Source organism: Streptomyces sp. NPDC042201 (assembly GCF_055582185.1).
The window spans coordinates 281,609-294,154 of record NZ_JBVJDS010000009.1; the positions used below are offsets into that span (position 1 = coordinate 281,609).

Here is a 12,546-nt window from a genome sequence, read left to right on the forward strand (position 1 = left end):
CGCTTACCGATCTTGCTCATCAATCGGTCGAATCCTGAACAGCAGCTTCTTTAGGGTGCTCGGCTTGGAGTTGCGTCAGGTACTCGGCGGCGGCGGATGCCTCGGCGGCACCGATGCGCTGGTAGATGCCCACCGCTTGGCGCAGGTCGGCCAAGGCGGCGGGGAGGTCGCGGGTGCGTGCGTGGCAGCGGGCGGTGCCTTCGAGGGCGTGGGCTTCGTCCAGAGGGCTGTGGACCTGGCGTGCGAGGTGCAGAGCCCGCTGGTATGCGGAAAGAGCCTCCCCCGGACGTGCCGACGCAGCCAGGAGGGCACCGGTGCTATTTAGTACCTCGGCTTCTCCCTGAATATCGCCCACCTCCTGAAACAGGGTCAGAGACTTTTGCAGCAGGTCGGCCGCAGCCGGGTGATCCTCGGTCACGGCCTGTACCTGGCCCAATTGCTGCAAGGCGTTGGCCTCGCCGTGACGGTTGCTGAGGGTGCGAAAGAGGTCCAGCGCCTGCCGGGTTAGGTCGGCCGCCGCTGGAAAGTCCCCAGTCACGTACTGCACCCGGCCCAAATCCCACAGGCTGTATGCCTCGCTGAGACGGTTGCCGAGGGCACGGTAGAGCTCCAGCGCCTGCCGGGCCAGGTCGGCCGCCGCTGGAAAGTCCCCAGTCACGTACTGCACCCGGCCCAGCTCCGTTAGGGCGTATGCCTCGCTGAGAGGGTTGCCGAGGGCACGGCTAAGATTCAGCGCCTGCTGGGCCAGGTCGGCCGCCGCTGAGTAGTCCCCGGTCGCGTACCGCACCCAGCCCAGTTCCCGCAGGGCGTATGCCTCGCCGAGAGGGTTGCCGAGGGCACGGTAGAGCTCCAGCGCCTGCTGGGCCAGGTCGGCCGCCGCTCGGATGTCCCCGGTTAGGTACCGCACCCAGCCCAGCTCCCGCAGGGCGTTGGCTTTGCCGAGGAGGTTGCCGAGGGCACGGTAGAGCTCCAGCGCCTGCTGGAGCAGGTCGGCCGCTGCTGGAAAATCCCCGGTTAGGTAGCGTACCCAGCCCAGCTCCGCCAGGGTGCCGGCCTGGCTGAGGCGATCACCGGTGAGGCGGGCGCTGGCGGCGGCGGTCTGGTGAAGGGAGATGGCCTCATCCCAGGGGCCTTGCTGGCGCAGGAAGGCGGCCAGGATGGCGGTGAGGTAGATGGCGTGGGAGTGCCGTGCGGTGGCGGTGGCGTGGTGGGTGCAGGCGATGAGATTGGCGCGTTCGGTCCTCATCCAGGTCATGGCCTGCTCGTGGCTGGCCAGGCCGGGTGCGGCAGCGGGAGAAGGGCTGACAACTGGGGTGGCGTGGCGGGGAGCCTCGGCGAGGTGTCGGTCGGCTGCTTCGGCGGTGTGCTGGTAGTAGTCCAGCAACCGCCCGGTGGCGGCATCGCGGTCCTCGACCGTGTCACGTTCGGCGAGGGTGCGGGCGTAGGCGCGCAGGAGGTCGTGCAGGCGGTAGCGGCCGGTGGCAGGGGAGTCGATGAGGTGGTCGGTGTAGAGGGCTTCCAGCTCGCTGCGGGCCTGGACGAGGGGGATGCCGGCCAGGGCGGCGGTGGCGTAGGCGTCGGTCTCGGGACCGGGGTGCAGGCCCAGGCGGCGGAAGAGACCCTGCCGCTGCGGTGGCAGCGCACGGTAGGACATCTCGAATGCAGCGGCCACCGCGCGGTCGCCGGCAGCGAGTTCGCCGAGCCGGTCCTGGGTGGCGGCGAACTCCTGCGCGTATTCCGCGAGGTTCCAGTGGGGGTGGTGGGCGAAGCGGCCGGCGAGCAGGGCAATGGCCAGCGGTAGGTAACCGCACAGCCGTACGATGTCGGCGACCGCGCCGGCTTCGGCGGGTGTGGGGGTGCGGCGGGCCAGGCGGGTGAAAAGCAGCGCGGCGTCTTCGGGCTGGAGGATGCCCAGGGGCAGGGGGGTGGCACCGTCCAGGGCCGGTAAGCGGCGGCGGCTGGTGACCATCACCAGGCAGCCCTCGGCTCCCGGCAGGAGCGGCTCGACCTGTGCGTGGTCGGCGGCGTCGTCCAGGATCAGGAGCATCCGCCGGCCGGTAAGTCGGTCGCGCCACAAGCCGGCACGGGCTTCCATGCTGTCGGGGATGTGGCGCGGGTCGATGCCGATGCTGATGAGCAGGGCGGCGAGGGCGTCGGCGGGGTCGGCCGGGTTCTGGCCGGGGGTGTGGGCGTGAAGCCGCACGAACAGCTGGCCGTCGGGAAAGCGGGTCGTGAGCTGGCGGGCGGCGTGTACGACGAGTGCGGTCTTGCCCACTCCGGGCATGCCGTCCACGGTGTGGATGGCCACCACGCGGGTCGGCTGGGCTGCGGCCAGGAGCTGTTTCACTTCGGCCTGGCGGCCGGTGAAGGCGGCCACGTCCCGCGGCAGGGTCCGCAGCGCGGTGACCGGCGCGGGCGCCGCAGCCGCCTCCTGGGTGACGTGCAGGTCCCGTCCGGCCAAATAGACCCGCGCGTTGTCTGCGGCGTGCGCCTCGATACGCACCGGCGCAGCGAAGCCCTCGCCTGCGTCTTCGTTCGCGGGGGTGGTCATGGGCCGGTGATGTGCTGGTCGCGGCCGGCCATGTACACCCGCGCATGGTCCCGGGCCTCCGCCTTCATGACGATCGACTGGACGCCGCGCTGTTCGTCCGGGGACAGCGCCGGCGCGAGGTGCTCTTCCAGCAGGCGCCGCAGTTCGTCGACCCCCGAAGGTTCATCCACGAGCAGCTGCTGGAGCCGCAGACGCCACACGCCGGTGAGCGCCTCCTCGGTGTCGTGGTCTTGCTGTTCACGGGCATTGAGAACGCTGGCGTGCAGCGTTTCCAGCTCGACTGCGATCTCGTCCGCCTGCTCGGGATGGAGCCGGTGCCACAGGGCTGTCGTAGCTGTTCTGACCTGCTGCCAGGAGTCCGCTGCCATCGCACTCACCAGCGCCGTCCCGGCCGCCAACACGATCGGGTCCATGCCATCCCCTCTTGCAGAAAAAACACCGGACAATAACCCTACGAGCCCGGAGGGCGTAAGGAGTCGTTGCTCCGGCCATATCGAGCCTTTCTAGGGAAGCGTCTGCTGGGCGGCTGCCGTCCGCGAGGCCCTCACCTGAAGGTCCGCTCCCGTGCCGGTTCTGCCTTGTCCGCCGCTGGACACCTCCGAGTCGGGCGGCAGGCGCGGGCCGGGCACGGCGGCTGCTGCGGCGAGATGGAGGCGGGTGTCCATGCCAAGGTTCACCTCCCCATAAGGCCGGACATGGGACCAGAAGAGCGGGGTCAGGCCGCGCCGGTCGGCGGGCGTGAGGAGGTCGGCCCACTCCGGTTCACCGAGGACGTCCTGAAGCATGAGGGTGTTCACGTAGACCAGGGCCGATTGCAGGATGCGCAGGCACAGCACGAACATCTCCTGCTCGTCGCGCCGGTTCGAGGCGATCTCCCCATCCTTGCCGTAGGCGATCACGGAGTTGGCGCCGTTGGAGGACTCCATCACGTTCAGGCCCTCCTCGATCTCCCGCTGGAGATCCCGGAGCCGCAGGTAGCGGGCCACGAAGATGGTCTTCTGCGCGCGGCCGACCTCCAGCATGGCCGCGTAGGTGGGGTGGGAGGCGTTGCGGGTGAAGCGCCGCAGGATCGCTTCGGTGGACGCGGTCCGGGTGCGGATCGCGGGTGGCGTACTTGATCATCTGGTCGTACTGCTGGGCGATCAGTTCCCAGCGGATCGGTCGGGTCGGCGCCGGGGCGAGCTGCGGGTAGGCGTCCGGCTCGCCGGCGACCGGCCGGTACAGCTTCACCTTGTTGATCCGCTTGATCCTGGGCAGCAGGTCGAAGTTCAGCAGCCTCGTGATGCCAAACCCGATTTCCGACTGGCCATGCGAATCCGTGTAGTTCGCCTCGACGTCCATGGTGGTGCCGTGCCGCATCGCGCCCTCGATCATCGCGGCGACCTCGGAGGCGGTGCAGTTGATCAGCATCCACGAGGACGAGTCGGCCCGAGCTGGCTCTGAACATCTTCGATCGTTCACTCGACGCCGTTGAGCGCGACCCGCCTGCCCGGCGCGATTCGTAAGAACCCCCTCGCCGCCATCACACCCCCCCCAGATCAGCGAGCTGTCGCGCAAGGGACTGCCCAGGTCAACGCCGAGCTCGCGTTGCCAGAGCAGCCGGACGATGTTCGCCCGGCCGACGGAAGGCACGCTGGTCGCGTCCGCCAGCTCGGAGAAGGTCATCACCCGCCCTTCCCGACCGCCGATCGCGGTGAGCAGTTGGTCCCGCATACCCAGCGGATCCCTCGCCGGGCGACGGCGCGAGGACAGATGGTCAAGGACGCTCCAGACATGCGGGGGCCAGCCGGCGACCACCGAGTACCGCCAGCCGCAGGCCGCCGCCACTTCCCTGGCCGCCGCGAACTTCAGTGCGTCCTCGTCCTTGATCAGCTTCATCGGACGGACGTCCAGCAGCCACATCCCGCCGCCGAGCACAGCCAGAAAGTCCGGGATATGCCAGGACTGCCCGCCCGCATGCTCAAAGTCCAGCCGGAACGGCTGCGACAGCACCTCGGATGCCCTCAAGAAGTCCAGCGCGACCAGCAGCCGCATCTCCTCCAACGACTCGAAACCGTGCTTCCGGCCCGTTGACGCCATCACTTCAAGTCCGGGGCGGTGCCGCTGCTTCGCCCGCCACGTGAACCCCCGCATCGGCCGGGACGACATCACCGGCACGTGAGCGATGTCCCGGATCGGCCAGCAGACCTCACCCGTGCCCACCTGCCACGTTGAACTCCACCGACGCGACCAGTCGTCCACGAGTCGCAGTCGATTCCGCTGCCCGGCATCCCCGTCGTACGCCGTGACAAGCTGGTCCAGATGACTTGAATCCGACGGGATCCTCACGCTCGCTGCCTCGCCCACGTACCCACAACAGCACCACCCGGTCGGCGACGGGGGCCGATCTTCGGAACTGATCGCAACACAGCGTTACGGGAAGATCCGCCAACTAGCTTTCTCTGTCCGCCAACTAAAATTCTCGGTCACAACCGTCGCGATCATGCACTCGTGAGCTCATTGCATAAAGCTGCGTGGGAACGTATAGTCATGCCATTAACGAGGAGGGTTTTCGATGGCTGTACGTGCGGCAGTGGCGGGGGCGAGTGGATATGCGGGCGGGGAAGTGCTCCGGCTGCTCCTTGCCCACCCCCGCATCGACATCGGCGCCCTGACCGGGAACTCGAACGCGGGGCAGCGGCTCGGTGGGTTGCAGCCGCATTTGCTGCCGTTGGCCGAGCGGGTTCTGGGGGAGACCACGGCCGAGGTGCTCGCCGGGCATGACGTCGTGTTTCTCGCGCTGCCGCACGGGCAGTCCGCGGCCGTGGCCGAGCAGCTCGGGGACGAGGTGCTCGTCATCGACATGGGCGCCGACTTCCGGCTGAAGGACGCGGCCGACTGGGAGCGGTTCTACGGCTCCGCACACGCCGGGACCTGGCCGTACGGCCTCCCCGAGCTGCCGGGTGCCCGCGCCGCGCTGGAGGGGTCCAAGCGTGTCGCGGTGCCCGGCTGCTATCCCACGGCCGTCTCGCTCGCGCTCTTCCCGGCGTACGCGGCGGGCCTGGCCGAGCCCGAGGCGGTGATCACCGCGGCGTCCGGGACCTCCGGCGCGGGCAAGGCGGCCAAGCCGCATCTGCTCGGCTCCGAAGTCATGGGCTCCATGACGCCGTACGGCGTCGGCGGCGGCCACCGGCACACCCCCGAGATGATCCAGAACCTCAGCGAGGCGGCCGGGGAACGGGTCACCGTCTCCTTCACCCCGACCCTCGCCCCGATGCCGCGCGGCATCCTCGCCACCTGCTCGGCCAAGGCGAAGCCCGGCACCACGGCCCAGGACGTACGGGCCGCGTACGAGAAGGCCTTCGCCGACGAGCCGTTCGTCCATCTCCTCCCCGAGGGCCGGTGGCCCGCGACCGCGTCCGTCTACGGCTCGAACGCCGCGCAGATCCAGGTCGCGTACGACGAGGCCGCCGGGCGCGTCATCGCGATCAGCGCCATCGACAACCTCACCAAGGGCACCGCAGGCGGCGCGGTGCAGAGTATGAACATCGCCCTCGGACTCCCCGAGGACACCGGACTTTCCACGATCGGAGTCGCACCGTGAGTGTCACGGCAGCCAAGGGATTCACGGCGGCGGGCATCGCCGCCGGGATCAAGGAGAACGGCAACCCGGACCTGGCCCTCGTGGTCAACAACGGGCCGCGCCGCGCCGCCGCGGGCGTCTTCACCTCCAACCGTGTCAAGGCCGCGCCCGTCCTCTGGTCCGAGCAGGTCCTCAAGGGCGGTGAGGTCACGGCCGTCGTCCTCAACTCAGGCGGCGCCAACGCCTGTACCGGCCCGCGGGGCTTCCAGGACACCCACGCCACCGCCGAGAAGACCGCCGAGGTCCTCGAAGGACACAGCGCGGGCGAGATCGCGGTCGCCTCCACCGGGCTGATCGGTCTGCTGCTCCCGATGGACAAGCTGCTGCCGGGAATCGAGAAGGCCGCGGCCGAACTCTCCGCGCACGGCGGCGAGAAGGCCGCCCTCGCCATCAAGACCACCGACACCGTCCACAAGACCGCCGTCGCGGGCGGCGAGAACAGCGCCGGCGAGAGCTGGACCGTCGGCGGCATGGCCAAGGGCGCGGGCATGCTCGCACCCGGCCTCGCCACCATGCTCGTCGTCCTCACCACCGACGCCGACATCGAAGCGCCGGCGCTGGACACCGCGCTGCGCGCCGCCACCCGTACCACCTTCGACCGGGTCGACTCCGACGGCTGCATGTCCACCAACGACACCGTGCTGCTGCTCGCCTCCGGCGCGTCCGGCGTGACGCCCGCGTACGACGCGTTCGCCGAGGCGGTCCGTACGGTCTGCGCCGACCTCGCACGCCAGCTGATCGGGGACGCCGAGGGCGCCTCCAAGGACATCCGTATCGAAGTGATCAACGCCGCGACCGAGGACGACGCCGTCGAGGTGGGCCGCTCCATCGCCCGGAACAACCTCCTCAAGTGCGCCATCCACGGCGAGGACCCCAACTGGGGCCGGGTGCTCTCCGCGATCGGTACGACGCGCGCCGCCTTCGAGCCCGACCAGCTCAATGTCGCCATCAACGACGTCTGGGTCTGCAAGAACGGCTCCGTCGGCGAGGACCGCGACCTCGTCGACATGCGCTACCGCGAGGTGCGTATCACCGCCGATCTGGCCGCCGGTACGGACACCGCCGTCATCTGGGCCAACGACCTCACCGCCGAGTACGTCCACGAGAACAGCGCGTACAGCTCGTGAGCGCCCGGAAGCACACCGCGCTGCCCAAGGCGCAGATCCTCATCGAGGCGCTGCCCTGGCTCACCCGGCACAACGGCAAGACCGTCGTCATCAAGTTCGGCGGCAACGCCATGGTGGACGAGGACCTCAAGGCCGCCTTCGCCCAGGATGTCGTCTTCCTGCGGCAGGCCGGCCTCAAGCCGGTCGTCGTGCACGGCGGCGGCCCGCAGATCAGCGCCCAGCTCGACCGGCACGGCCTGGTCAGCGAGTTCAAGGCCGGGCTGCGCGTCACCACGCCCGAGGCGATGGACGTCGTACGGATGGTGCTGGCCGGACAGGTCCAGCGCGAGCTGGTCGGGCTGCTCAACCAGCACGGCCCGCTCGCCGTCGGCATGACCGGCGAGGACGCGCACACCATCTCCGCGACCCAGCACCGGCCGCTGATCGACGGAGAGCTGGTCGACATCGGCCGGGTCGGCGAGATCACCGCGATCGACACGGGCGCCATCGAAGCGCTGCTGGGGGACGGCCGGATCCCGGTCATCTCCTCCATCGCGCGCAGCACCGACGACGGGCATGTCTACAACGTCAACGCCGACACGGCGGCCGCCGCCCTCGCCGCGGCGCTGGGCGCCGAGACGCTGATGGTTCTCACCGACGTCGAGGGACTGTACGAGGACTGGCCCAACAGCGACGACGTGATCAGCCGGCTCACCGCCACCGAGCTGGAGAAGCTGCTGCCCGAGCTGTCCAGCGGCATGGTGCCGAAGATGGAGGGCTGCCTGTTCGCCGTACGCAACGGGGTCATCACCGCCCGCGTGATCGACGGCCGGGTTCCGCACTCGATCCTGCTGGAGATCTTCACCGACGAGGGCATCGGCACGATGGTCGTGCCCGACGCCCCCGGCGTACCGGAAGCACCGCAGGCACCGCACGCACCGCACCCATCCGAAGGGGGAGCACAGTGACCGGCAACCAGGAGCTCGTACAGCGCTGGCAGGGCGTGATGACGGACAACTACGGCACGCCGCAGCTCTCCCTCGTCCGCGGCGCCGGCGCCACCGTCTGGGACGCGGACGGCAATCCGTACACCGACTTCGTCGGCGGAATCGCGGTGAACGCGCTCGGCCACGCCCATCCCGCCGTCGTCGAGGCAGTCTCCCGGCAGATCGCCTCCCTCGGCCATGTCTCCAACCTCTTCGTCGCCGAGCCTCCCATCGCTCTCGCCGAACGGCTGATCCAGCTCTTCGGCCGCCCCGGCCGGGTGTTCTTCTGCAACTCGGGCGCGGAGGCCAACGAGGCCGCGTTCAAGATCGGCCGGCTGACCGGCCGTACGCACATGGTCGCCACCGACGGCGGCTTCCATGGCCGCACCATGGGCGCGCTCGCCCTCACCGGCCAGCCCCCGAAGCGGCAGCCCTTCCTCCCGCTGCCGGGGGAGGTCACCCATGTCCCGTACGGGGACGCCGAAGCGCTGCGGGCCGCGGTCACCGAAGAGACGGCCTTCGTGATCATCGAGCCGATCCAGGGTGAGAACGGCGTGGTCGTCCCGCCCAAGGGCTATCTGGAGGCGGCCAGGGAGATCACCCGCGCCACCGGCACCCTGCTCGTCCTCGACGAGGTCCAGACGGGCGTCGGCAGGACCGGCCACTGGTTCGAGCACCAGGCCCACCAGGGCGTCGAGCCCGATGTCGTCACCCTCGCCAAGGGGCTCGGCGGCGGGCTGCCGCTGGGCGCGGCCATCGCTTTCGGCGAGGCCGCCGATCTGCTCCTGCCGGGCCAGCACGGCACGACGTTCGGCGGCAACCCGGTCGCCTGCGCCGCCGGACTAGCCGTACTCGACACGCTCGCGGCCGAGGGACTCCTCGACCAGGTGAAGCGTCTCGGCGAGAAGCTGCGGGACGGCATCGAGGCCCTCGGCCACCCATTGGTCTCCCACGTCCGTGGCTCGGGCCTGCTCCTGGGTATCGTGCTCACCGAGCCGCTCGCGCCTCAGGTGCAACAGGCGGCTCAGGGTGCCGGATTCCTGGTGAACGTGCCCGCCCCCGACGTCGTACGGCTCATGCCCCCGCTGATCATCGGCGACGACGAGGTGGACACGCTGCTGAGGGCGCTGCCCGGCATCCTCGGCAGCGCACACGGGGACGGACGATCCGGGGAATGAGACGACGATGACCGAGGCCCAGGAAACCGAGCACGGCGGGCCGTCCGTGCCGCAGACCAGAACCGCCCGCCACCGCCGGATCGTCGATATCCTCAACCGGCAGCCGGTGCGATCCCAGAGCCAGCTGGCGAAACTGCTCGCGGACGACGGGCTGAGCGTCACCCAGGCGACGCTCTCCCGGGACCTGGACGAACTGGGCGCGGTGAAGATCCGCAACACCGGCGGCGAGCTGATCTACGCGGTCCCCAGCGAGGGCGGCTACCGCACGCCGCACGCCCCGCTGGGGGAGTCGGCGAAGGAGGAGCGGATGCGCAGGCTCTCCGGCGAACTGCTCATCTCCGCCGAAGCCTCGGCCAATCTCGTCGTCCTGCGCACACCCCCGGGCGCGGCCCAGTTCCTCGCCTCGGCCATCGACCAGGCCGAACTGAACGATGTCCTCGGGACCATCGCGGGCGACGACACCCTGATGCTGATCAGCCGCGACCCGGCGGGCGGCCAGGCGCTCGCGGACCATCTGCTGAAGCTGGCCCAGAACGACCGCTGACCGTCCGGCGGAGCCTAGACCCCCGCGGCGGGGGCCAGGTCGGTGCGCGGCGGAAGCGGGAGGGGCAGCGCCGGCAGGCCGTCCAGGCTCACCCCGACGTGATCCTTCTTCTCGCAGTACGCGGCGAACTCCTCGTCCGACTTCCGGCCGAAGTGTTCGGCGTGCTGCGTGCGCTCCTCGCGGTAGTCCAGGAAGGGGACGGCGAACCCGCAGGCGTCACTGACGCGCTGGGCGCGGATCAGGATGATGGCGCGGGCGGAGGGCCCATCCGTTTCCTTGAAGTGAGTGATGTACTCCGCCCAGCGCGGGTCGTCACGGAAGACCGGCTCGCCCCGGCCGTGCACCCGCAGCACCTTGGGCGGTCCGGTGAACGCGCACCACATCAGGGTGATGCGGCCGTTCTCGCGCAGATGCGCGATGGTCTCGGCGCCGCTGCCGCCGAAGTCGAGATAGGCCAGGTTCATCTCGTCGAGCACGACGAGGGTTCCCGCCCGCCCCTTGGGCGAGAGATTGAGATGGCCGTCGTCCGCGAGTGGCGCGGTGGCGGTGAAGAAGACGGGCTGTTCCTCGATGAAGGTGCGAATCCGGCCGTCGATCCGTTCGTAGAGCTTTCCCATGCCATGAATTATCCGCGCCGGCGAGTGGACGGGAAGGCGGTTTTCGGCAGGTGGGACGGTCCCGCCGGTCGCACCATGGAGCGATGACGAAGAAGCCGCAGCAGACCCAGAAGGCGCAGCAGACACAGAAGCCCCAGCCGACCCAGAAGGCGCCGCTGGCGCACGAGGTGCGGGTCCGCCGGGTGTACGAAGCGCCGGAGCCGGCAGACGGGGCCCGGGTGCTGGTGGACCGGCTCTGGCCGCGCGGCCTGGCGAAGAGCGCGGCCGCGCTAGACGAGTGGCTGAAGGGCGCCGCGCCCTCGGACGAGCTGCGGAAGTGGTACGGACACGATCCGGAGCGGTTCGAGGAGTTCTCCCGGCGGTACGCCGCCGAACTCGCCGGACCCGGCCCCGAGCACGACCTCGCCCGGCTGGGTGAACTGGCGGGAGAGGACACCCTCACCCTGCTCACGGCCACCAAGGAGCTGCGCTACAGCCACGCTCCGCTGTTGGCGGCGGAGGTGCGCAAGAGGGCGCGTTGACAAAACCATACGGTGCACTGCATAGTTATACCCGTCAGTGAATGCACCGTAAGGAGATACCCGTGACCGAGCGCGTCGTACTCGCCTACTCGGGAGGCCTGGACACCTCCGTCGCCATCGGCTGGATCGCCGAGGAGACGGGCGCCGAGGTCATCGCCGTCGCCGTGGACGTCGGCCAGGGTGGCGAGGACCTGGACGTCATCCGCAAGCGCGCGCTCGCCTGCGGCGCCGTCGAGGCCGAGGTCGCGGACGCGAAGGACGAGTTCGCCGAGGAGTACTGCCTCCCGGCGATCAAGGCCAACGCCCTCTACATGGACCGCTACCCGCTGGTCTCCGCCCTGTCCCGGCCGACGATCGTCAAGCACCTGGTCGCCGCCGCGAACAAGCACAACGCGGGCATCGTCGCCCACGGCTGCACCGGCAAGGGCAACGACCAGGTGCGGTTCGAGGCCGGTATCTCCGCGCTCGGCCCCGACCTGAAGTGCATCGCCCCGGTCCGCGACTACGCGATGACCCGTGACAAGGCGATTGCCTTCTGCGAGGAGAAGAACCTCCCGATCGCGACCACCAAGAAGTCCCCGTACTCCATCGACCAGAACGTCTTCGGACGCGCCGTCGAGACGGGCTTCCTGGAGGACATCTGGAACGCGCCGATCGAGGACATCTACGAGTACACGCAGAACCCCGCCGTCGCCCGCGAGGCCGACGAGGTCGTCATCTCCTTCAAGGAAGGCGTCCCGGTCGCCATCGACGGCAGGCCCGTGACCGTCCTCCAGGCCATCCAGCAGCTCAACCAGCGCGCCGGCGCCCAGGGCATCGGCCGGATCGACATGGTCGAGGACCGGCTCGTGGGCATCAAGTCCCGTGAGGTGTACGAGGCCCCGGGCGCCATCGCGCTGATCACCGCGCACCAGGAGCTGGAGAACGTCACCGTCGAGCGCGAGCTGGCCCGCTACAAGCGGCAGGTCGAGCAGCGCTGGGGCGAGATGGTCTACGACGGCCTGTGGTTCTCCCCGCTCAAGCGCGCCCTGGACGGCTTCATCAACGAGGCCAACCAGCATGTCACCGGCGACATCCGGATGACCCTGAGCGGCGGCCGGGCCGTGGTCACCGGCCGTAAGTCGGACGAGTCGCTGTACGACTTCAACCTCGCCACCTACGACTCGGGCGACACCTTCGACCAGTCCAAGGCGCAGGGCTTCATCGAGATCTTCGGCCTGTCGTCGAAGATCGCCGCACGGCGCGATCTGGCCTGACCCGATCTGGCCTGACCCGGCCCGGCCTCAGGACCTGGCCCGGCCTGGCCCGGCCTCAGGACCTGTCCCGGCCTCGCGTCAGGACTCGCCTGATCCCCCGTACGACTGCCGCCTCCCCGTTCCTCCGCGCCGGGGAGGCGGTCGCACTTCCCGACCCCTCTGAGG

At 69.6% G+C, this 12,546-nt stretch carries 11 protein-coding genes and 1 pseudogene; 7 read left to right on the forward strand and 5 right to left on the reverse strand.

All coding sequences use genetic code 11. From position 1 onward, the window contains the following. Window positions 1-19 precede the first annotated feature (19 nt). The 4 genes and pseudogenes from ACZ6MZ_RS23300 to ACZ6MZ_RS23315 form a co-directional block, all read right to left on the reverse strand. Window positions 20-2,551 carry an ATP-binding protein gene (locus tag ACZ6MZ_RS23300; protein WP_469354010.1) on the reverse strand — a complete coding sequence of 844 codons (2,532 nt, stop codon included), beginning with the start codon at window positions 2,549-2,551 and terminating at the stop codon, window positions 20-22. Beyond that, complete coding sequence (locus tag ACZ6MZ_RS23305) at window positions 2,548-2,964, reverse strand: hypothetical protein (protein WP_469354012.1); 417 nt, start codon at window positions 2,962-2,964, stop codon at window positions 2,548-2,550. The genes ACZ6MZ_RS23300 and ACZ6MZ_RS23305 overlap by 4 nt, the downstream gene beginning before the upstream one ends. Window positions 2,965-3,054: 90 nt before the next feature. Continuing rightward, entirely contained in the window at window positions 3,055-3,651 is a 597-nt protein-coding gene (locus ACZ6MZ_RS23310) for a Tn3 family transposase (RefSeq protein WP_469354091.1), read from the reverse strand. 16 nt (window positions 3,652-3,667) lie between these two features. Next, window positions 3,668-4,897 (reverse strand): annotated as a pseudogene (locus tag ACZ6MZ_RS23315) (TnsA-like heteromeric transposase endonuclease subunit); the annotation flags it as partial. 208 nt (window positions 4,898-5,105) lie between these two features. Here ACZ6MZ_RS23315 and argC point away from each other — a divergent pair. The 5 genes from argC to ACZ6MZ_RS23340 are packed head-to-tail and all read left to right on the forward strand — an operon-like array spanning window position 5,106 to window position 9,987. Further along, complete coding sequence (gene argC / locus ACZ6MZ_RS23320) at window positions 5,106-6,134, forward strand: N-acetyl-gamma-glutamyl-phosphate reductase (RefSeq protein WP_389783546.1); 1,029 nt, start codon at window positions 5,106-5,108, stop codon at window positions 6,132-6,134. Beyond that, complete coding sequence (argJ, locus tag ACZ6MZ_RS23325) at window positions 6,131-7,300, forward strand: bifunctional glutamate N-acetyltransferase/amino-acid acetyltransferase ArgJ (protein WP_469354014.1); 1,170 nt, start codon at window positions 6,131-6,133, stop codon at window positions 7,298-7,300. The genes argC and argJ overlap by 4 nt, the downstream gene beginning before the upstream one ends. Then, window positions 7,297-8,247: an acetylglutamate kinase gene (gene argB, locus ACZ6MZ_RS23330; protein ID WP_469354016.1), complete on the forward strand. Its 951-nt coding sequence runs from the start codon at window positions 7,297-7,299 to the stop codon at window positions 8,245-8,247. The genes argJ and argB overlap by 4 nt, the downstream gene beginning before the upstream one ends. Next, window positions 8,244-9,443 carry an acetylornithine transaminase gene (locus tag ACZ6MZ_RS23335; protein ID WP_469354017.1) on the forward strand — a complete coding sequence of 400 codons (1,200 nt, stop codon included), beginning with the start codon at window positions 8,244-8,246 and terminating at the stop codon, window positions 9,441-9,443. Before argB ends, ACZ6MZ_RS23335 begins: the two co-directional genes overlap by 4 nt. Before the next feature lie 7 nt (window positions 9,444-9,450). After that, window positions 9,451-9,987 carry an arginine repressor gene (locus ACZ6MZ_RS23340; RefSeq protein WP_384185500.1) on the forward strand — a complete coding sequence of 179 codons (537 nt, stop codon included), beginning with the start codon at window positions 9,451-9,453 and terminating at the stop codon, window positions 9,985-9,987. Window positions 9,988-10,001: 14 nt separating this feature from the next. Here the strand turns inward: ACZ6MZ_RS23340 and ACZ6MZ_RS23345 are convergent, their stop codons facing one another. Beyond that, complete coding sequence (locus tag ACZ6MZ_RS23345; RefSeq protein ID WP_469354020.1) at window positions 10,002-10,604, reverse strand: pyridoxamine 5'-phosphate oxidase family protein; 603 nt, start codon at window positions 10,602-10,604, stop codon at window positions 10,002-10,004. Between the two features lie 83 nt (window positions 10,605-10,687). Here ACZ6MZ_RS23345 and ACZ6MZ_RS23350 point away from each other — a divergent pair, with 83 nt between their 5' ends. Together ACZ6MZ_RS23350 and ACZ6MZ_RS23355 are read left to right on the forward strand one after the other, a co-directional pair. After that, window positions 10,688-11,125: a DUF488 domain-containing protein gene (locus tag ACZ6MZ_RS23350; protein ID WP_469354021.1), complete on the forward strand. Its 438-nt coding sequence runs from the start codon at window positions 10,688-10,690 to the stop codon at window positions 11,123-11,125. Window positions 11,126-11,187: 62 nt separating this feature from the next. Beyond that, the gene (locus tag ACZ6MZ_RS23355) at window positions 11,188-12,381 is read left to right on the forward strand and encodes an argininosuccinate synthase (protein ID WP_469354023.1); all 1,194 of its coding nucleotides are present in this window, start codon (window positions 11,188-11,190) and stop codon (window positions 12,379-12,381) included. Window positions 12,382-12,546: the final 165 nt, after the last annotated feature.

What these genes read in the sequence shown, in the direction of transcription:
- ACZ6MZ_RS23300 (WP_469354010.1), bottom strand. Translation starts at nt 2,551, where the DNA reads ATGACCACCCCCGCGAACGAAGACGCAGGCGAGGGCTTCGCTGCGCCG.
- ACZ6MZ_RS23305 (WP_469354012.1), bottom strand. Translation starts at nt 2,964, where the DNA reads ATGGACCCGATCGTGTTGGCGGCCGGGACGGCGCTGGTGAGTGCGATG.
- argC (WP_389783546.1), top strand. Translation starts at nt 5,106, where the DNA reads ATGGCTGTACGTGCGGCAGTGGCGGGGGCGAGTGGATATGCGGGCGGG.
- ACZ6MZ_RS23340 (WP_384185500.1), top strand. Translation starts at nt 9,451, where the DNA reads ATGACCGAGGCCCAGGAAACCGAGCACGGCGGGCCGTCCGTGCCGCAG.
- ACZ6MZ_RS23345 (WP_469354020.1), bottom strand. Translation starts at nt 10,604, where the DNA reads ATGGGAAAGCTCTACGAACGGATCGACGGCCGGATTCGCACCTTCATC.
- ACZ6MZ_RS23350 (WP_469354021.1), top strand. Translation starts at nt 10,688, where the DNA reads ATGACGAAGAAGCCGCAGCAGACCCAGAAGGCGCAGCAGACACAGAAG.